This is a genomic window from Rhodothermales bacterium (assembly GCA_041391505.1).
Classification (GTDB): Bacteria; Bacteroidota; Rhodothermia; order Rhodothermales; family JAHQVL01; genus JAWKNW01.
Genome location: JAWKNW010000009.1, coordinates 147,008 through 168,401, shown reverse-complemented (window position 1 = coordinate 168,401; position 21,394 = coordinate 147,008). Strand labels below are relative to the sequence as shown.

Here is a 21,394-nt window from a genome sequence, read left to right as displayed (position 1 = left end):
CGCCCCTTACCAGGGCGCCACACGCTGGCAAGGCTCGATTTTTGCACGGCACCCGGCTGCACCCGAAAGGGAGTTGCCCTAACGAGACCCCTCCTCGCCGACGCCCTGACCATGACCACGGCCAACCTGTTTCCCGACACGGCCTTACTGCTCGCCTATCAAGCGCTCGACACGCTCGATTGGGAACAGTTGTATGGCGTGGACCGGGCCACCGTGGTGATCGCACCGAGCGTGCTGCGGGAGCTGAGCCGGCTGAAAAACCAGGTCGGCACCCACCCCGACGCCGAACGCGCCGCTGCATTGTTCGAGCAGTTCGTTCGCTTGCTCAGCCAGGGTGCGGGCAACGCGGCCGTCGTTTTCAAGACAGTGCAGGATCCGCGCATCGACTTCGTGGCGGAACGGCTCGACCCGGCCAACCCGCGCGACCAGCTCGTCGCGACCATTATCGACTACCAGCAGAACCACGCGCTTGAATATGTCGTGCTCCTGTCGGACGACCCGGAGACGATCATCAAGGCCGAGCGCGCCGGCATCGACATTTCGCGGTTGCCGGCTTATCTGCACCTCAGCGCCAGAAATACCGATCTCGCCGCACCGTCCACGCCCAGTGGCGACGGCATCGCCACCCGCACGGCCAACCACGGCCAGCCCGAGGCCATCAACCGGATCCTCCCGCTCGACCGCCTGGCGACGGCCGCGCCGCTGTATCCGAGCCTGCCCGAGCCCCGGCTCCCTTCGCTTCCGCCGCTCCCGGTAGCCCGTCAGGCCGAGCCGGCGCCGGACGCCTTCCGGCCGCAAACCGATGTCGAGACACCCACGTTCGAAGGGCACGAGACCGACTCGCTACCGGTGTCGTCGACGGGCTCGCTGCCCGAGGCGATTGTCCAGGTGCGGCTCCCTTCCGCGCCGGAGTTTCTGAATCCCCGGCCGGCGCCCGAACCGCCGGCGCCCCCTGCGCCCGAACCGCCCGCCCGCCCTGCGCCGGAACCGATCGAGACGCCGCCGCCGGCGCGTCCCGCCTACGTGGAGATGTTCAGCCACGAAGAACAGGCCTCGGAGCCCGGCCACGAAGATGAGGGGCCTTCGTCGTTCACGAACGTCGACGACGTACCGCATCGCCAGTCGCCGCGCAGCCCGTCGCTGACGCGCTCGGCGCCGGAACTCCGGCTCGCGTTCAACGACGGCACCTACCGGGCCACCGCGCTGATTCGCAGCCCGCTTTATCCGTCGATCGAAGAAATCACGCACGAGCTGACGCGCGTCCGCAAGGAATATCCCAAGCTGGCCTACATGAAAGAGGCCGACGCGGCGCAGCGTGCCAACGGCCAGGGCGTGATGCCGCTCTTCGAGCGCATGAACGAGCGCATCAAGCGATACAACGCCGCGCTCGACGCCTATTATGCCGGCATCGAAAAATACCTGCACGACGCCTCCGAGCATGGCAACATGCAGCGGAGGACGGCGACGCTCGAGTTGAGCATGATCAACGACGCGCCCCTGATCCTCAAGAGCCTGTACATCACACTCCGCTTCCCGGCCCACGTGCGCATCTTCGCGGACGACAATGTGCCGGATCGCCCGGTGCCGCCTTCGCCGCCGGCGAGACCGAATCTGGACGCCCTGTTCGACACCATCCGACTCCCCTCCGTCCCGGTGCCTTCCGAGTTGAGACAGTCGACCAACATCGTCCTGCGGAGCCGCAGCCTCTCGCCGCTCGAGATCCGCTGGAACAAGGGGTGGGACGTCATTTACTCCCTGCGCGAACTCGAACGCAACCATGCGGTCTCGTTTAATCCGCTGTATCTCGTATTCAACTCGTTTGACGAGGCGACCTCGATCCGGATGCCGTACCGAATCACGGTCGCGAGCAGCTCGCAGGAAGAGCGAGGCCAGCTGGAACTGCTGGTTCGCAAGGTGATCCAGTAAAGACACCCAGGGCACACGCCATTAAAAAAAAGCGGCGCCTCCGGACTTCCCGGTGACGCCGCTTTTTTCGTGTTTCAGGGTCACGTTGCTTCAGAACGGGGCCGGGCTCATCGCTTGGAAATCGAACACCCGTCACTGGCCGGGAAGCACGGCAAGAGGCCGGTCACATATTGCAGGATGAGCGATGCATCGTAGGCCGAGACGTTCGAATCGCCCGAGACGTCCGCCGCGCCCAGTCCCGGGCCCGTGAGCGAACTGACCGAGGCCACGTGCTGCAAAACGAGCGCCGCATCGAGTGCGGAGATGGATCCGTCCCCCGTTACGTCGCCCTTAGAGTAGGCGACCGCATTGTCGTCGTCTTTCAACGAGAGGGTCAACTTGTTCGCCACGGTGTCCAGGTCATACCCCGTGCCGGCCGAGAGCGTGATGGTCACGGTCTCATCGCCTTCGTTGAGCAGGTCGTTGACGGGATCGACGACGACGGCTATCTGCGACACGCCGGCCTCCAGGATCACCGACGTGCCCAGCTGGGCATAGTCGGTCCCGTTGATGGCCGTCCCCGAAAGCTGGAATCCGACCGAAATCCGGGTAGCGAGATCTCCGGTGCGTTTGATAAACACTTTCGCCTTGTTGCCGGCGCCGCCCGGCTCGCGGGCGATGGGGTTATTGACATCCAGGACGATCGACACCACCGGCGTGCCCTGATGGTCGTCGTTCGGGTCGTATTCGTACAGCGAGTCCCAATCGCCCAGCGGCCATGCCGACTTGCCCCACTGGGCCAGCGAGTCGATCAGCGACGGCGCCACGCCCATCTCGTACATGAAGGGCACGATGCGGTAGAAGTTGTCGGCATAGTTGAAGCGATCCTTCAGCATGCTGCCGTTGCCGTTCCAGCCTTCCGGTTTGTACGTCGCCGGCTCCAGCTGGTCATTCTCTTCGCCGCGCCCCCAGGCGCTGATCGGGAATTCGAGGTTCTTCACCGTGAAGGAGCGGAGGAGCTTCTCGGAGATCTGCCGGATCTCCTCCGTCGTGAACGTACTCCAGGTGATGTTGATGCCCTGCTCCGCCGCGAGGCCGTCGACGAACCAGTACGGGTGCACGTGGCGCATGTACCACCCTTCGCCGCCGATGCCGTCCTCGTTGTCGGTCATCTGGAGCAGCTTGGCATAGGTGGCCACCATGCGGGTGCCGGAGGTGACGTTGGTAAAATTCGAGAAGTCGCTGATGTGGCCGAACTGATACTTCCAGTCTACCGGGCTGTGCTCGAGCGGGTCGCGGTTGCCGGCGTTGATGATCATCTGGGCGTGATACCACAGATGGGAGAAGATCTTGTCCTGCTTCTCGGTGCCGTAGGTGAACGTGTTGGGGTCCTGCGCCTCCCGGCTGATGTGGGGCGCCACGTTAAAAATGTTGCGGGCGCGGGAGAACCACGTGTACTTCTCGCCGGCCGGATACAGGTCGGGCGCGCGGTCTTCCAGGTGATACTTCTGCATGATCTCCCAGACCTTCACGATCTGCCAGAGGTGCAGCGACAGGTGGGCGCGCACCTGTTTGGCGGGCGTCGCGCCGGCCGGCCACGGCTCGTTCCGCCGAAAATCGGAAACGGAGTTGTCCCACGATTCGAAGAAGCCGATGACCTTCTTCGAGGCCACCGCACTTTCCACCCCGCCGGCCATCAATTCATCGAGGCCCGTATCGTACTCCTTCCAGGCGTCGTGCGACGTGAAGGTGCTCCAGTAGTCCTTCGGATGGACGATGGGAAGCCAGTGATTCCAGTCGGGCAGCTGGACCGAAATCGGGATTTCGCGGAGATTGAGCGTCGTCTTCGACGACAGGCGCGCGTTCGTGATGCCGTTCGGGAAAAGGTAGGGGATCGTTTCGCGGTCGTCTTCCATCACCCATTCCAGGCCGGCGCCGGCGGACCACTCCTCCACGGGCTTCGCGTCGGTGCCGGGACCCGGCTGGTAAGGAGGATTCCACGGGCGCCCGGGCGAGGGAAACGGCAGGGACCGGATCCAGCTGGCGATCTGCTCGCCCTGCTTCTGCGTCAGCCCATGAAACTCGGCGCGCGCGACAATCGACTGGTTGGAATAGTTGAAATACTTCAGGTCGCGTCCGTCTTCGGCATGGCAATCGGCGCAGCGCGCCTTGATCGACCCCGAGATCGGCTCGGTCAGGGCGGCATTTTTCCAGAGATCGGCGCCGGCGGCCAGGTCCGCGCCGCTGGTGAGGATGGGCTGCCAGGTCGAGGGATCGTCCTCGACGAAGGCGCTGGCCGAGAGCACTTCGGCCCCGCTGCTGCGCAGGAAGTTGAACGCGAGCACGCGCCAGCCCGACGAAACGCCGTCGGTGCCGTTGAACCGGAACTGGATCGTGTTCGAGCCGGCCTTGACCAGGCCCGAGGGCAGCGTGACCGAGAACCGGATCGTGCTGTAACTGCCGCCGATGCCATCGAAATGAATTTCGGGCTCGGCCATATCGACATTGGCGTTGCGGAGGTCGATCCACGCGCCGTCGTTGACTTTTACGCTGCCCTTATCGTCGTAAGACAGGTTGTGGGCCTTGATCCAGAGCCTGTTGACGCTGGAGGCATCGTCCACGGTTACGCTGACGGTTTCGATGTGCCCCGAGGCGCCGTGCACTTCGATAGGCATCACGACCGGAGCGATGAGGGTCTGTACGATCTGTTGGGTTTGAGCGGTAGCGTTGTCGACAGGCGTGGCGAGCGCCGCCAGGAATACCGGCAGGGCAATGAGCGCAGCGAGAGATCGGCCGGGGCTGTACATGGGATTATCTCAGATTAGACAACCGGGGGGCGTCAATCGGCTTAATTGCCTGAAGTTGCACAAGTTGGGTCTGCCGGGAAACAGGGGAAGATTCCCACCAGATACTGCAGGATGAGGGAGGCATCGTACGCGCTGATCTCGCCGTTGCCGGATACGTCGCCGGCCACGAAAGCGGCGCCGGAGAGGGTGACGTCGCCTGCTACATGCTGCAAGATCAGCGAAGCGTCCAATGCAGAAACCGAGCCATTCTGGGACGGGTCGCCCAGAAGGGACGGCGTACTACTGTCATTATCGACAAGGGTTATCGTTGCACTAGCCGCACCGGGGTCCACCGAGTAGCCTGAATGCGCCGAAATCGTAAGCACGACGGTTTCGTCGGACTCGACGATCAAATCGTCGATGGCATCCACGGATACTTTTTTGGAGGCTTTTCCGGCATCGATTACGATAGTAGCCGGGAGCGGCTCATAATCTACACCCAGGCTGGCGCTCCCCCCCAGACTGTACGTGATCGACAGCGGCGCATCGAGGTTGCCCGTGCGGTCGAACCTGAACCGCCCGAGGTTGTCGCCTCCTCCCGGCTCGTGCGCCAGGGCGTCGACGGCCGTGACGGAGACGACGACCGGACCCGTGCCCACCCCGCCGCTCGTCGCCTCAACCAGCGCCACCCAATCGGTGTTGGCCGGGGATGGCGGAGCGCCGATGGAGACGGCGCCACCGCCGCTCACTTGCGTGACCGTCCCGTTCTTCAACGGGCCGCCGTTCCGGGGATCGTACCAGGAGACCGAGTACGTGGTGGTTGCGCCGGCGAGGGTGATCGAGGAGGCTCCTCCGTTCGGGAGATAGACCACGTACCGCTGGCCGGTGAGGGCAAAGACGTAATCGTCGGTAGCGGGGGTCAGCTCGTTTGCCGCCTCCATGTCCTCGAACGGGAGATAGGTATCGAAAAAAGCGCGGGCATGGCCCATCTGCTCGAGCAACAGATCGTACGAGCGCCAGTCCTCGAGCGTCAGGTCGTCGGTGGTGAACCACTCGACGCCGGCGCCGCCGCCCATCAGCATCCCCCAGAGCCCGCCCTTCCGCAGCTCGTCGGCTCGCGTGTTGCCGGCGTTGGGCGATTGTTCGTCGCCGTAGACGGCCCAGGGGCGGCCGGCCTGCTCGCTCTGCTCGCGGTAATACTGGGCGAGTTCGTTGTACGCGAGATGATCGCCCTGGAGCGACGTCGCCTCGAAGTTCGGATCGCCGAGCATCGCCTCGTAAAACGTGTAGGATTTGCTGTCCGAGGTATGCACCGTGATCGGATGATCGTAGGGGTCCACCGCCCGGATGTATTCGGCGAAGGCGATCTTGAGGTTGTCGCCGTTCGTGTTCTCCTCGCCGATATTCCACTGCACCGCCAGGTGGTGCCCGAAACGGGCCACGAGTTCGCGGTAGTAGAGCTTGCGGATGTCGTTGAGGTTGTTGTTGTCGGCAGCGCCGGGAGGCCCGAGCGCCTTCGCGTTTTCGCGCTCGGTGAGTACGACGTGCAGCTGCAACCCGCGGGCGTCCATGTGCGAAAAGACGCGCTCCCACTGGTCGAGCTTGCTGACATCGAACCGGGCGCGCTCCGTGTGCGACGTCCAGGGCCACACGTCGCACCCGTCGCCGGCGTCGAGATTGTAGGTCAGGAAATACAGGTTGTTGACGCCGACGCTGCTCAGGTAGTTGATCCCGCCAATGAGCCCCTTGCCTTTGGACCCTTTCCAGACCGGATCGCCGGTCTTCCAGTCGGCGGCGTGCGGGGCGAAGGTGTGGAGGGTGTTATCGATGCCCTCCCCCGCGCAATCGGTGTCGTACGTGCCGTCGAAATCCGCAAAGGCGAGCAGGTTTTCGGGCGTATTGGGCGAGACCTTGATGAAGTATTCGCCGGTGCCGGCGAACTGATAATAATGCTGCCCCGCGTAGCGCAACATGCCCTTGCGCCGGAAGTCGGTTTCGGGTTTGTCCGATGCAGCCACCGTGAACGTGCCCGACGCCCCGTTGAACGAGGTCGCCGTGCCGGCGCCGGCCGCGAGGTCGACGGCCACGAAGGCGCCCGTCCGAAACGAGGCGACGTAGGTCCATACCCCTTCGCGGTCCGGCGTGAAATGGACGCGCCACTTGTTTCCGCTCGTCGCGCTCGTCTCGCCGGCGTTGCCGTCGGCGGCGTAAAAGCCGGGAACGGCGTACGAGGCGCCGCTCGACGCATGCGTGAAGGTCACGATCAGCCGATAATCCGTAAACGGATTCTGTGCCGCGCTCTCGTTTGTCTGCGGGCCGTCGAACGTGACCGATACCCTGTGCCAGACACGCAGCTCACCCGTGACGACGTTCGCCCACACGGGAACGGGGGCCACCAGGGTAAGCAGACCGAGTAGAAGAGCGGAAAAAGTGAGTAACTGGCGCAAGCGATTCTTGAAACGTGAACTACTCCAGGACGACATCGAATTTCTTACGTCGTTTCGCTGGCGGAAGCGCGTGCATGCCGAAGGCGCTGGAACGGGCAAGCCGATCCTTCTTTCCGTCGCACATCGCTTTCACGAGGGGTCCTTCGCGGTGCAGAAGCCTGCGGTGTCGGGCGATGCAGGGTTGAGGGGGAGGATGCGATCGCCTCGCAAAGGGTGATTGACGCCTCGTGCGACAAGAAAAATGCCAGACACGTCGTCGCTACCGCTAAATTACAGGTAATGACGTCTGGGAGGCCCGGGGCGGCATAAGTCCAGGGCATTCAGGGGGGAAATGCAAAAAACCGGTCGGCGCGGCGCCATCCGATTCTTCCGGTGTTGCGGAAGGATTCGGCCGGACGCCGGCCCCCCGGGGCGGGCGGCGTTTCAAATCAGGACCCATCGGGGGATGGGGCCGATTGCAGGAGGGGACGGGATGTGAAGCAGCGCGGCAACGCGGGAGCCGGCGCATCACGCCCGGCTCCCGCGGTGGCACACGTGGATATCTAGGTTATTTCACGAGGATCATCTTACCAGTATCGCTGACTGTCTTGCTGGCCATGACGGCCTCGACGCGGTAGAGATAGACGCCGGACGCGAGGCCGCGCCCATCCATCTCGATCTGCCGGCTCTGTCCGGCCGCCAGCTTCAGGGTGCCGATCTGGCGCACGCGCCGGCCGAGCAGGTCGAATACCTCGATGCTGACATCGGCCGCTTCGGGCAGATCGAAGACGATCTGCGTAACCGGGTTGAACGGATTCGGGTAGTTGCCTTTCAGACCGAACGACTCGGGCAGTTCAGCCTGCCATTCGCTGAGGCTCAGGATCTTGAGCGCGTCGATGTCGGACTCCTCGATCGACAGCGTGCCGCCGGAACGGACGCGGTAGGCTTCCACCTCCACCTCGTTGCGCATCAGGCTCACGACGTACTCATTGTCGTGCCCGCCTTCCGGCAGCGCCTCCATCTGCAGCGTCAGCGGGAACACCGCGTTCTGCAGCTGGACGACGTTGGCGGTCGGTTTCGCGAGGCGGCTCTGGTCCGCGAACCGGATGTCGAAAGTGGTGCCCGGCGCCAGCGGCGGCATGCTGTACTGGGGCAGGAGCGCGTCGTCGATCTGGCCGCCGAAGTACAGCTGCTGGCCGTGGCCTTCCTGATCGACGATCAGGACGCGGCCAAAGCTGCTGAGGTCGTTCGGTTCGACCGGCAGGCGGAACGACGTGGTCACGCCACAATCGAACTGCACCGCGCCGGCCTCACGGGCCCGCACCCAGTAGCCGCGGCCCTGCTGCAGGTGATCGGTCGGCTGATAGCCCGAATCCGTATCGTAGCGATACAGGGTATGCGGGATGATCCGGTCGGCGCCGGCCATCAGGCTGAGCTCGACATCGCAGGACGTACCCGCGATGAGGTTCCAGCCGGCCTTGAGGACCACAGTCATCGTGTCGAACCGGGTGCCCTGCAGCGTGGTCAGCGTTTCGTCTTCGGAACGCATCCAGTAGCCGCGGCCGCTTTCGACCTTCGCGGTCGTCGCGTATTTCCCGTCGGCATACTGCAGCAACTCATCGGCTTCGAACGCCGCCGCCGCGTCGCCTTCGGTGTCGAGCGGCAGGCCGACGAGCGACCAGGACCCGTCGAGCACCTGCTGATACTTGCGCACGATGAACGTGTTGTCGACGCCATTGTAGCGCGCCTCGGCCGGCACCGTCGCCGGCGTGGGCACGATCTCGATGGCGCTGACGAACGGATTGTCCACCACGTGCAGGAAGTTGATGTCGATGTTGCCGTCGACGACGTTGACGATGAAGCTCTTCTTCACCGCCGTCTGGAAGCCGGCGTCGCTGACGACGTCGTAGTCATCCAGCACCAGGTTGCCCTCGATCACGACATCGAAGATGCGGTCGCCGGGGTTCTGGGAGCCGCTGTTGGTTTCGGCGAAGTAGAGGTTGACTTCATAGTCGCCGGCGAGGCCGACGGGGAAGTCCCACTCCATCTCCAGGTTGCCGGCCGGATCCCAGCGGTTGCTGCCGTAGACGTCGGACGGGGCGTCCGTCGCGTTCGGGCCCGTGTACGGCGATTTGGAGATCGCGTTGTCGCCCACGTTCGCGTTGTTGTAGGCCACCGGCTTGTTCTTCGTGTCGCGCTCCCACACGATCGGCGTATCGCTGACGCTGCCGCTGCCGGCGTTCACGCGATAGATCGGATCGATGGTCGTCGCCGACTCGATGAAGGTCGCGGTGATCGTGGCGTCGGTGTAGACGCTGAAATCGACCGGGTTGTCGGGGCTCACCAGATCGCCGCTCCAGCCGTCGAACAGCCAGCCCGGATCGGCGGTCGCGGTGAGCGTCACCACCTCGCCGTCGGCGTAGAGCGGCTTGTCGGGCGACTTGGACACCGAGCCGCTGCCCACGATGGTGAACTCGACGAACGAGAGGTGCACGTTGGTGCCCTCGCCCGTGAGCGCCACCACGGCCGGCGAGCCGGCGCCCGTGTGCGCGATCTCGAGTGACGCGTTGCGCAGCCCTTCCGCGCCCGGCGTCAGGACCACCGAGAGCGAGTCCGTCTCGCCCGACGCCAGGCTCACCGAGCCGGCGAAGTCGTGGCTGAAGTCTGAGGCTTCGCTGCCACTGATCGTCACACCCGTCACCGTCACCGAGCCCAGCGAGGTGTTCGAGAAGTAGACCTTCATCGGCACCGAGGCTTCGTTGACCGGGACGGAGAAGAAGTCGACCGTAGCCGGCGAGGCGAACAGGTCCGCCCCGAGCACCGGACGAATCTCCAGCGCCTGGATGACCGGGTTGTCGATCACGTGACCGAGTTCGATCGTGACATTGCCGTCCGTCACGTTGACGACCGAGGACTTCACGAGGGCGGTGTTGGCGCCGGCCTCGGCGAAGATGTCGAAGTCTTCGAACACCAGCGCCCCTTCCATCGAGATGTCGAAGACCCGACCGCCGACCGCGTAGTTCGACGCATCGGTCTCGATGAAGTAGAGGTTGACCTGGTACAGGCCGATTTCGGAGACCGGGAAGTTCCAGGTCATCTCGACGCCGCCCGCCGGATCCCAGCGGTTTTTGGTGTAGACGTCGTCCGGCGCGTTCGTCTCGTTGGTGCCGGTGAAGCTGTTGATCTTACCCGTTTTGTTGTCGTCGCCGCCGGCATTGACGTAGGGAGACGGGACATTTTTCGTGTCGCGGTCCCAGTCGAGCAGCGCGTCGGTCGTATTGCTGCCGCCGGCGTTGACGCGGTAGATCGGGTTGCCCGTAGACACCGTCCCGCCGCCTTCGGCGCCGTCGCCGCTGATCGCCACGCTCACCGTCCCGTTGGCGCCGTCGTGCGTCACATCGAGCGTCGCATTCGCCGCGCCGACGAGGGTCGGCGCGAACGTCACGTCAACATAGACGGTGTCGTCCGGCATGAGCACGGCCGGCAGGGTGAAGCCGTAGCTCAGGCTGAAGTCGGCCCCACCGCTGAGGGCGATATTCGAGATGGTCACGTTCTGGTTGCCGCCCGTGTTAAACAGCGCGATCATCTGGGCGTCGTTGGCGCCGAGGTTGACCTGGCCGAACGCGAGGCTGGCCGGCGCGGCGGACAGCGTGCTCGGCACGACGGAGCCCGGATCGGACAGCGCGGTGCGGTTGAACACTTCCATCGAGGCCAGTTCAGGCCCGCCGCCGGTTTCGCCCGAGCCGGCCGCAATGTAGATGCGCGTCCCGTCGACGACGGCCGCGGTGCCGTGGCGTCCCTTGTCCAGCGCGTCGAGCGTACGCCAGCTGTTCGTGTTGGTGTCCAGCACCTCGACTTCACTGTGCGCCAGGGTCTGAAGACCGCTTTCGCCGCCCATGATGAAGAGGTCGCTGCCGACCACCGCCGCCGCCGTGCCACCGCGCGGCGTCGGAATGTTGCCGCTCAGGGCAGGCAGGGTCGACCACGTGCCCGAGACGAAGTCGAACACATCGACTTCCTCCACGGTATCGCCGACGCTGCCCGCGCGGCCGCCGGCCACGTAGATCTTGTCGCCGACCACCGCCGCGTTGAAGTGGTCGCGCGGGTGCGGCATGTCCGGCATGACGGTCCACGTGCCCGTCGCCGGGTCGTATTCGTCGAACAGCGGCAGATGCACCGCCGAGCCCGAGTGGCCGCCGAGGCTACCGCTGACGAGGTAGAGCTTGCCGTTGTAGGTCACGACGCCGGCGCTGCCGCGCTGGCGGGCTGCCGGTATCGTGGCGCCCACCGACCAGGTGTCCGATCCCGGCGCGTAGGTGTAGATGTTCGGCACCGGCACCTCGCTCGGGAAGTCGCCCACATAGGCGCCGGCGACGTAGACCGAATCGCCCAGCGACACCGCCTGGAAGTGGTTGAATTCGATCGGGGGCAACGTCAGCGACGTCCACGTGCCCGTTGCCGGGTTGAACCGATCCGTCTTCCGGCTGCCGCGTCCACCCATCAGGTAGAACTGGCCGTCGTGCTTGACGAACGAGCTCTCGTGACGCTGCTTTGGATTCGTGGGCGCCTGATAGGTGTGCCAGCGATCCGCGATCGGCGTCGGGTCCAGCACCACGTCGATCGCATCCCACGTCGCCGCGAAGGCGGGGCCCGCGCCGGCCGAGGTGGAGATGATGCCCACGGCGAGCCCCGAAGGCACGCCCGGGCTGACCTCGTAGCTGCCCTGGATGGCCGCCAGAAGATTGCCCGACACCGGGATGGGCAGGCCGAGGAAGATCGGATAGCCGCTGTCGATGACGTATTTCGGCTGGACCGTTCCGGCCACCGGATCGACCGTGAGCCAGAGATCCAGGTTGGTCGCGCCGATCGCCGTCGTCGCCGTATAGTTCGTCACCGTGGCCACGCCGCCTTCCTCGTGCGTGACCTGGACGCCGCCCACGCCGGCCTGTGCGTTGAGCACGAGGCGGACGTAGTTATCCATGTCGCCGGTGCCGATGTACATGCCCTGCGCCTGATTGTCCTGCGGCGTCATCCCGCCGAAGAACGGCCCGGGCATCTTCACCTTCACGGTATAGGGCCCCGACGCGCCGGCGACGTTGACGCCGAACTGGAAGCCGTACTCCTGGGTGTTGGTCGCGCCGGTGGCATCGCCTTCGGACACGGTCGAGACCGTAAACAGGCCGGCGGTGCCGCCCGGGATCAGTTCGTTTTCGTCGTACAGATCCAGGTAGTCGGTCGTCCCGTTGGTCATGAGACCGGTGAAGCCAACGCCGAAGAAGCCCGTTCCGGGATCTTCGTTGAGGAGCGGGTAGATCACGGGCAGCGTGAGGTTGGCGCCGTTCGTGTCGTCGATGGCGAAGGCGTCGTGGATGTCATCCACCCCGTCGTTGTCGTCATCGGGGTCGATGAGGTCGGAGGTGAGGTCGCCGTCGTTGTCCGCCGGCTTGCTCGCGGCCGAACAGGGGTTCGAGCCGTTCATCAGCTCGTCTTCGTTGTCGAAGCCGTCGTTGTCCTCATCGAGGAACGGATCGGACACGCCGGTACAGACACCGCCGCCGTTGCCGTCGTAGTCGCCCGGCTCGAAGACCCAGATGTCGTAGCTGGTGAAGTCGGCCACCCAGATCGTGCCGGGGAAAGGATCGTTGTCGCCCTGCGCGGTGACGTCGAGCGGGACGCTGCCGAAGTTGGTAAAGAACGCCTCGGTGCCGTTGCCGGCCGGGTGGTTGTTGAGCACCTGGTCGCCGGCCTCGTTGAGGTCGATCCGGTAGATCGTATTGTTGTTGTAGCCGGCAGCGAAGAGGTCGCCCTTGAACTTGTTGTTGAAGTTCGAGGCGGTATACTCGGCGAGGCCGTTGGTCGACACCTTGAAGGTCGAGAGCGCGCCGTCGGTCTCCCCGGGGCTGCGGTAGTCGCACTCATCGGGCAGGGCCATGCTGAGCGGGACCGGCGGCCAGTCGGCCGGCAGCGGGTAGTTGGTGTCGGTGCCGTCGCGCCAAACGCCGGTGTTGAGGTTCGAGTCGGCGTTGTAGTCGCCCGTGTAGAGGCCGGCGCCGGCGGGGTTGCCGCGGATCGGCGCGGGGTGACCACCATAAAAGCGCTGGCCCGGGACCGTGGAGTGGACGTAGTGCAGGTTGTCGTAGTTGTTGACCTGCGGGTCGTTCGGGCCCGGCGTGTTCGAGCCGGGCTCGAGCGGGTCGTACTGGTTGGTACACGTGCCCGCCATGCCTTCGCCCCACGGATGACCGCCCCAGCCGCCGTTGGCGCCGTTGTCGATCGAGTACATCCGGCCGGCGCGGCCCGGCGTGCGGGTCACCACGACGTCGTAGGGATTCCGGAAGCCGGCTGCATGCAGAAAGACCGGTTCGCCGGGGACGATCTTGGCCTGGTTAAGGCCGTCGTTACCGCCCCACGGGTCACCCACGTCGATGCCGTCGTAGCCCGGCAGGTTGGGGTCGGTGATGCCGTTCACGTTGGGACGCGTCGGGTCGTCCAGCGTGGGCATGTTGTATTTGTATTTGGCGCCTCGGCTGTCCGTCAACGTCGGCAGGCCATTGACCGCCGGAAGGTTGATCCCCACGATGGCGGCCGCGTAGGCGTATTCCGTGATGAAGGCGAAGTTATTGGACGGGGCGCCGGCGTTGGTGAAACCGCCCACCGCGACGAAGAGCGTGTCGCCGGTGAGGCTCAGCGCCATGCCGTTGACGGCGTGGTTCTCTTCCGAACGGGCGAGGCCGCGCACGATGTCGACGCGCTCCCAGAAGCCGGACGGGTCGTGCCGGCTGGCGCCGTTCCACGTCAGCCGGGAAATCACCCCGGAGTTGGTGTCCAGGCCCGTATCCTGTGCCCCCCCGTTGCCGCCCACGCGCGAGTCGCTCGAGGACACATAGAGCACCGGATTGGACGCCGTGCCGGTGACCACGATGCCCGTGGCCTGCCGGCTGTTCTCGCCGGGATTGGCGGTGCCGTCATCGTCGTAGTTGGGTACGTTACGGACCAGCGTCACCACTTCCTCGCTGGCGACCTGATAGCTGTTGGCCGCGTTGCGCGTGACCTCCATGATCCGCACCTTGCCCACTTTCTCCAGCACGTACAGCAGGCTGTCCGGCCCGAACTGGAGCGAGGTCGGCTTGTTGCTCGCGTTGCTGGCCAGGGCCGACACCCCGAAGCTGACGCTCGTGATGTTCAGCGTTACGGTGGCCACATCCGTGCTGACCCCGTCGGACGCCTGGTAGGTGAACGAGTCCTGCGCCGTGCCCAGCCCGTCATGGGTGTAGGTAAACGACCCGTCGACGTTGAGCTGCAGCGTGCCGTGTAGCGGACCGCTGACCAGCGAGGCGCTGGTCGCGTTCGTGTCGTTTTCGAGCACGCCCGGCGCGGCGGAGGTAAGCGCCGTGCCTTCCACGACGTCGAACACGTCGTCGACGGCCACGGGCGCATGGTACGCCGTAGCCGCGAGGCGGCCGGGCGTCACCGGTGTATCGTGGATCGCGCCGGCGAGCGGCAGGAAAAGCAGTGAAAGAGTCAACAGCAGACCGCCCCGGTGGATCGAACGGTTCATATGCGTACGTTTGGCTTGCATCTTACTTCGCAGTAGGTACTCAGTGACAAAATCTGGAGGCGCATCATTGGGGCTCTATGGGGGTATGCGCACTTTTTACTTGAGGAGCGTCATCCGCCCCATCCGTACTTCAGTGGCGGTGGCCATCGAGGCCCTCACCTGGTAGACGTAAATCCCGGACGCCAGCGAGGTCCCGTCGATCGTCAGCTGCCGGCCCGCGCCGGCCGCCAGTTCCGTTGCCGGCGTCTCGAGGACGCGCCGGCCGACGAGGTCGTACACGATCACCTGCACGAGCGCCTGCTCGGGGAGATCGAATACGATCTGGGTCTGGGGGTTAAACGGGTTCGGGTAATTCCCGGTGAGCGCAAAGCGCTCGGGCAGTACGTCGTTCGCCGACGCGCCGGCCGTGAGGCGTATCGCCTGCACGTCGGGGTCGCGAATCACGATCGAGTCGCCGGCGGCAACGGGGTGCGACCGGACGGTCCGGGCATCGATCAATTCTTCAAGGACGAGCGGTCCGTGGGTGGGCTGCGGAAGCCGTTCGATGGCGAGCGTGAGGGGGTAGGCATCGCTCTGCACCTGGATGACACCCTGCTCTCCTTCCACCGCGCGGGTGTCTCCGGAGAAGCGGGCGTCAAATGCTCCCCGGGGAGTACGCGGGGGCATCGAGAAGGGTAGCCGGTCTCCCTCCGAGAAGAAGGTCGCGCCAAAAAACAGGTGCTGGCGTCGGCCGGCGTCGTCGCGCACCGAAAGCTCCCCGAACGTCGACACATCCTCTTCCGTCGCGTCGCCCGCTTGCCCGAGGCCAGCATATTTGGCCCCGGCGCTGCACGTCAGGCTGATCGCCCCCGCCCCATCGGCCAGCACCCAGTAGCCGCGGCCCGAACGAACGACATCCGTCGACTGGTAGCCGCCGTCGTAGCCGAAGAGTGTGCCCGGAACCAGGATGCCGGACGGGTCGGAGATGGCGCCGAACGCCACGTCGCAGGCGGGGCCGGCGATCATGTTCCATCCGTCGGTCAGCGTCAGTTCGGCCGTGGCGATCGACTCGCCGTCATATGTCTGCGTCAGCATGCCGTCCGTCAACAGCCAGTAGGCCCGGCCGGAAGAGACCGTCGGCGTCTGGACATACCCGGAGCCGCCCCATCCATAAGGCGCGATGACGGGCGCCACCGACGTAAACACGTCTTCGTAGGCCGCGTCGGTCGTCGCGACCGGGATCCCGACCATATTCCACCCTTCGTTCGTCGACGTGTAGGGTGTCGTGATCTCGATGAGTTCGATGCCCTGCAGCATCGGGTCGCCGGACTTGTTGATCAGGTCGATGTCGATGTTGCCGTCGCTCGTGACCACCAGCGAACGCATGGCGCCCACATCGTGCCCGTAGGTGTTAAAGAGGTCGATGTCCGCCAGGCCGGCCGGCACCGTGCCGTCTACCGCGATGTCGAACTGCCGCGGCCACGTGGCCCAGCTCGGGTCGTTCGGAGCGGTGAAGACCTGCTCGGCGAGGTAGAGGCGCACCTCGACGGTCTTGCCGGCCGCGACCGGGATGTCCCACTGCATGTTCGGATCGGAATTCGGATCCCAGCGTCCGCGCTGGAACAGCGCCGTCGGCGTGCCCGCCGGCACGGACGCGTGCAGCGTGATCGGGTCGTTTTTGCCGTAGGTCTTGTCGCCCGTGGCGGCCGCGTTCACAAACGGGCTCGGCGTGCCGGCCAGCGCGTCGCCGCTGCCCCCGCTGACGGCCTGATCCTCTTCCCATACCGGATTGCTTCCGTCGACGAGCTCGGGCCCGCCGGCGTTCACGCGGAAGAGGATGCCGCCGGCCACGTCATGCCCCTCGCCGCTCAACGGAATCTGGAGCGGGGTATTGGAGCCATTGTGCGTGACGTTGACCTGGGCCGAGAATGTCCCCACGGCCTCCGGTGTGAACGAGACGTTGAGGATCGCCGCGATGCCGGGCTGAATCGTAACCGGCGTGGCCAGGGTCTTCCCGAACACTGACGCATCGTCGCCGGTGATCGTCACGGCCGTGATGGTGATGGGCAGCGTACCCGATGTATTGGTGAGCACGATGTCATGCGACGCCGTGGCACCCACGGCGATCGATCCGAACGGTACGTCGGCCGGAGCAGGCGACAGCGTGCTAGGGACCGTCGCCCCCTGCGCGATGAAGAACGAATCCCACGTCGCATCGAACTCGGGCCCCGGGCCGGCCGAGGTCGCGATCAGACCCACCGCCAGCCGCGACGGCACCCCGCCGGCCAGTGTGTACGTCCCCTTGACGACGCTGAGCAGCGGGCCGGACAGCGTCCGCGCCGTGCCGAGCGCGACGAGCGCGCCTTCGTCGATGGCGTAATACGGCTGGACGGTCCCCGCTACGGGGTCGATCGACAGCACGAAGTCGATGTTGGCCGCCCCCTTGGCAGAAGGCACCGTGAAGTCGGCGCTGCTCTGCACCACGCCGGCGCTCTCGTGCACCACCTGGAAGCCGCCGACGCCGCCCAGTGCGGCGAGGACGACCTTCACGTAGTTGTCCATGTCGCCCGTGCCGATATAGATGCCCTGCGACTGGTTGTCGACCGGCGTCAGGCTGTTGAAAAACGGCCCCGGCATGCGCGCCGTGATCGAGAACGGCCCGGTGGCCTCACTGACGTTGACGCCGAACTGGAAGGCGTTGTCCTGCGTGTTGGTCGCGCCGGTGGCGTCGCCTTCGGTGACGGGGTTCACGGTGAAGAGGCCGGCAGTGCCGCCCGGCACGAGCGCCTCGTCATCGAACTGGGTGAGCCAGTCGGTGATGCCGTTGTGCATGAGGCCCGTCAGGCCCAGCCCGAAGAAGCCGGTGCCCGGGTCCTCGTTCAGGAGCGGGTAGTCCACCGGCAGATCGAGCGTCGTGCCGTTCGTCGCGTCGATGGCGAACGGATCGTCCACGTCGGCCACGGTGTCGTTGTCGTCGTCCGGATCGAGCAGGTTCGAGGTGAGGTCGCCGTCGTTGTCGGCCGGCTTGCTGACGGCCGAGCACGGGTTCGTGGCATTGAGGATTTCGTCCTCGTTGTCGTATCCGTCGCCGTCCTCGTCGAGCAGCGGATCCTGCGCACCGGAGCACTCGCCCACCATCCCGCCGCCGAAGTCGGCCGGCTCGAAGACGTAGATCGCGTGTTCGGTGAAGCCGGTCACCCAGATCGTGCCCGGGAAGAGGTCGTTATCCCCCTGCGTGGTAACGTCGAGGGCAACATCGCCGAAGTTCTCCGCGAAGATTTCCTCCCCGTTGAGCACCTGGTCGCCGGCCTCGTTGAGCGCGATGCGATAGATCCGGTTGTCGTTGTAGCCGGCGGCGAGGAGGTTGCCCTTGAAGGCATTGTTGAAGTTGGACGCCGTGTATTCGGCGATGCCGTTGGTCGAGATCGGGTAGACGACGAGCGAGCCGTCGTCGATGCCCGCATTGCGGAAGTCGCACTCGGCCGGATTGGCCTGATCGACGGGCACGGGCGGCCAGTCCGCCGGCAACGGATACGCGGGGTCCGAGCCGTCGCGCCAGACGCCGGTGTTCAGCGTGGGGTCGGCGTTGTATTCGCCCGTATAAAGGCCCGCCCCGGCCGGGTTGCCGCGGATGGGCGACGGGTGGCCGGCGTAATACCGCTCGCCGGGGGCCGCATAGTTTTCATCGCCCGGCTGGAGTTCGCGGACGTAATGCAGGCCGTTTTCGTTGTTGACGGTGTCGTCGTGCGGCCCCGGATTGCTGGATCCCGGTTCGGCGGGGTCGTAATTGTTGGTGCAGACGCCGGCGTCGGCCCCCGGGTACGAGGTCTCGCCAAAGGGATGGCCGCCCCAGCCCCGGTTGGCGCCGTTGTCGATCGTGTACATCCGGCCGGCGCGCCCCGGCGTGCGGGTCACGACCACGTCGTACGGATTGCGGTAGCCCGGCGAATAGACCTGCACCGGACCGCCCGGGACGATCTTGGCCTGATTCAGCCCGTCGTTGCCGCCCCACGGGTCGTTGACGTCGACGCCGTTGTAGCCGGGGACGGTCGGGTCGTCGATGCCGTTCGCGTTGGCGCGCGTCGGGTCGTCCAGCGTCGGGAGGTCATAGATATAGGACTGACCCTGGGCATCGACCTGCACCGGCATCGCCTCGACGGCGGCGAGATCGATCGACACGATGGCTGCCGAGAGGGCGTATTCGTTGATGTAGGCAAAGTTGTTCGACGGGGCGCCGGCGTTCGTGAAGCCGCCCATGGCTACGAACAGGGTATCCCCCGTAACGCTGAACGCCATGCCGTTGTTGGCATGGTTCTCCTCGGATCGCGGCAGGCCGCGGACGATATCGACGTGCTCCCAGTAGCCGGCCGGATCCGTACGGTTCGCCCCGATCCACCGGATGCGCGATATCACGCCGGAGTTGGTGTCCAGCCCCGTATCCGGGTTGTTTTCCTGCCCTCCTACCCGCGAATCGCTCGAACTGGCGTAGATGACCGGATTGTCGGCCGTCCCGCCCACCACCAGGCCGGTGCCCTGGCGGATCTTGACCGAGGCGTTGACCTGCCCGTCGTCGTTGTGGTTGACGATGCTCCGCACCGTACCGAGGACTTCCTCGGAAACGAGCGTGTACTGGTTGGCGGCGGTGCGCTCGAGGGTGAGCGCATTGATCTGGCCCTTTTTACGGAGGACGTAGAGGATGCCGTCGGGGCCGAATTGCAACGAGGTCGGCTGCGTGATGGTGTGCCCCGTGATGGCGCTCACGCCGAACGAGATCGGGGTGATGGCCAGCGTCACCGTGGCCGGCGCGCTTTGCGTCACGCCGTCGCCGGCCCGGTAGGTGAAGGCGTCGGCCATCGTGCTGAGGCCGTCGTGGGTGTAGACGAAGGAGCCGTCCGGATTCAACACGACCGTCCCGTGCGCCGGCTCCGTTTCGATCACGGCGCTCGTCGCGCCGGTATCGTTGAGCAACACGCCCGGCGCCGCCACGGTGAGGGTCGTGCCTTCGACGACGGTGTAGAGGTCGTTTACCGCCACGGGGGCCACGCGCGCGTACGGAGATCCCATTCCCGAATCCAGCGGACCCGCTCCGGATACGAGCATAGCGAATGCCAGCATCCCCAATACATGAAGCGCCAGGCGATTCCCCTTCAACGATGTGTTTGACAAATGCATAGCAACAGGTTGGCGGCTCTAAAGCGCCGCACCGGAGTGAGGACCCATATTGACCAGGATCGAAGAGGGCGACGGGAAGCGCGTCTGCAGGGACAGTGCGCGATCACGGCCGTGGTGGCAGAGGAGGATGGGTGACACGCCGGCGCCTTCTGAAGGCCAATACGCAAAGATGGGGCCCATATGCCGCGCAAGGGGGGCTGAACGCGACGAAATACCCTCTAGAGCCTCAGTATAGCGAATCACTTTTCCGAATCGACCCGGAAAGGATTCCAAATCTGCCCTGAGTGTGTCACGAAACTGTGACACCGCCGGTGAAAACGTAACCCCCGCCGGGCGGGCTCATGGTGGTGGTTAACCCACCGCTTCGCCGGGGTAACCGGGCTTCACAGGACACGACCAAGGTACGCCCGGGAGCCGGCTCCCGGGGGGTGGTTATGGCGCATCCGACTAGCGCATACGGCCTATACCCGGATAGCCTGGATGCCTCAGGACGTGACGGAGATTTCCTTACGCGGACTCACGGCCCGGGGGGAACGGCCGTCGAGGACGTCGGCCATGTAGCGCCCGAGGGCCTGGGGCGAACAGACGTCGCGCCACCAGTTCAGCGAGGCCCGGTGGAGCGCCTCCATGCGTTCCGGATCCCCGAGCAGGCCGTCGAGGACGTCTTCCAGCTCGCTCCAGTCGTCGACGATGAGCGCCGGCGCGCCGTCGTAAAACCACCGGGACGGGAGGCGTTCGGTGATCACGATGCATCCATACCGCATCCCTTCGAAATAACGGAACGTTTCGATCGACGTCCCCCGGGGCGCGAGGCAGATGCGGGTGTCCATCATCCGCGTGGAGTACTCGTTGGGATCGGCCGACCGGATGGCCTTGTAGCTTTCGGTAATCTTCAGGTCGATCGCCCACTCGGGGCGCGTGCCGACGAGCCGCTTGAGCCCATCCAGCATGGTCTGCCGCGCGTGGCTCTTCGGCGTCTGAAACCAGCGTTTGGGCGACCAGATCGGATAGGGTTTGTGGACCACGCTGCCGGCGAAGGAGAGGTCGAACTGCCGCTCCGCCAACGGTTTCACGGGCAACTCGATCTGATTGGCATACCCGAGCGGGATGGGGTGGATGCGCTCGCCGAGCGGCATCCCATCCGGCGGCGACGCCAGCGACGCCCGGAGCCGGCCCGGCAGGTACCGCATGCCGGCCTGCAGGTACTGGAACCACGTCAGGAAGCGCTGATAGGTCGGCCGGCTGAACAGCGCAAAGCCGAGGTCCGGCCCGATGCCGTAACACTTGAACAACCGATGCACGCGCTGCGCGTAGGCCGGCACGCGGCACCACTCATCGCCCAGCACCACCGCCACGACGCGCTCGCCGTACGAAGGCAACGCGTCCAGGTCCCAGGTCAGATACACCTGGTACCCCTCCCCCTGGAGCCGCTCTTCCAGGGCGATCATCGCCTTGCCGAAATAGTCGGTATGCAGGTTGATCTGGCGCTCCTGATCGAACGGATCCCATGCGATAGGCGCCTTCCCCTGGCCGAGGCAGACGAAATACGTGTTGCGCGGCTTCATCGC

6 protein-coding genes are annotated in these 21,394 nt (G+C 65.2%); 1 reads left to right on the top strand and 5 read right to left on the bottom strand.

Annotation, left to right across the window (positions count from 1 at the left end; translation table 11 throughout):
- The first annotated feature begins 111 nt into the window (after positions 1–111).
- Positions 112–1,926, top strand: a complete 1,815-nt coding sequence (locus R2834_11120) for a PIN domain-containing protein (GenBank protein ID MEZ4700872.1) — start codon at positions 112–114, stop codon at positions 1,924–1,926.
- 107 nt (positions 1,927–2,033) lie between these two features.
- Here the strand turns inward: R2834_11120 and R2834_11115 are convergent, their stop codons facing one another.
- The 5 genes from R2834_11115 to R2834_11095 form a co-directional block, all read right to left on the bottom strand.
- Positions 2,034–4,712 carry a dockerin type I domain-containing protein gene (locus tag R2834_11115; protein MEZ4700871.1) on the bottom strand — a complete coding sequence of 893 codons (2,679 nt, stop codon included), beginning with the start codon at positions 4,710–4,712 and terminating at the stop codon, positions 2,034–2,036.
- 41 nt (positions 4,713–4,753) lie between these two features.
- The gene (locus R2834_11110) at positions 4,754–7,087 is read right to left on the bottom strand and encodes a DUF5060 domain-containing protein (GenBank protein MEZ4700870.1); all 2,334 of its coding nucleotides are present in this window, start codon (positions 7,085–7,087) and stop codon (positions 4,754–4,756) included.
- A 598-nt stretch (positions 7,088–7,685) separates the two neighbouring features.
- A complete protein-coding gene (locus R2834_11105) occupies positions 7,686–14,675 on the bottom strand; it encodes a malectin domain-containing carbohydrate-binding protein (GenBank protein MEZ4700869.1) in 6,990 nt (2,329 codons plus the stop codon).
- A 96-nt stretch (positions 14,676–14,771) separates the two neighbouring features.
- Entirely contained in the window at positions 14,772–19,718 is a 4,947-nt protein-coding gene (locus R2834_11100) for a choice-of-anchor D domain-containing protein (GenBank protein ID MEZ4700868.1), read from the bottom strand.
- 593 nt (positions 19,719–20,311) lie between these two features.
- Positions 20,312–21,391, bottom strand: a complete 1,080-nt coding sequence (locus R2834_11095) for a glycosyltransferase (protein MEZ4700867.1) — start codon at positions 21,389–21,391, stop codon at positions 20,312–20,314.
- Positions 21,392–21,394: the final 3 nt, after the last annotated feature.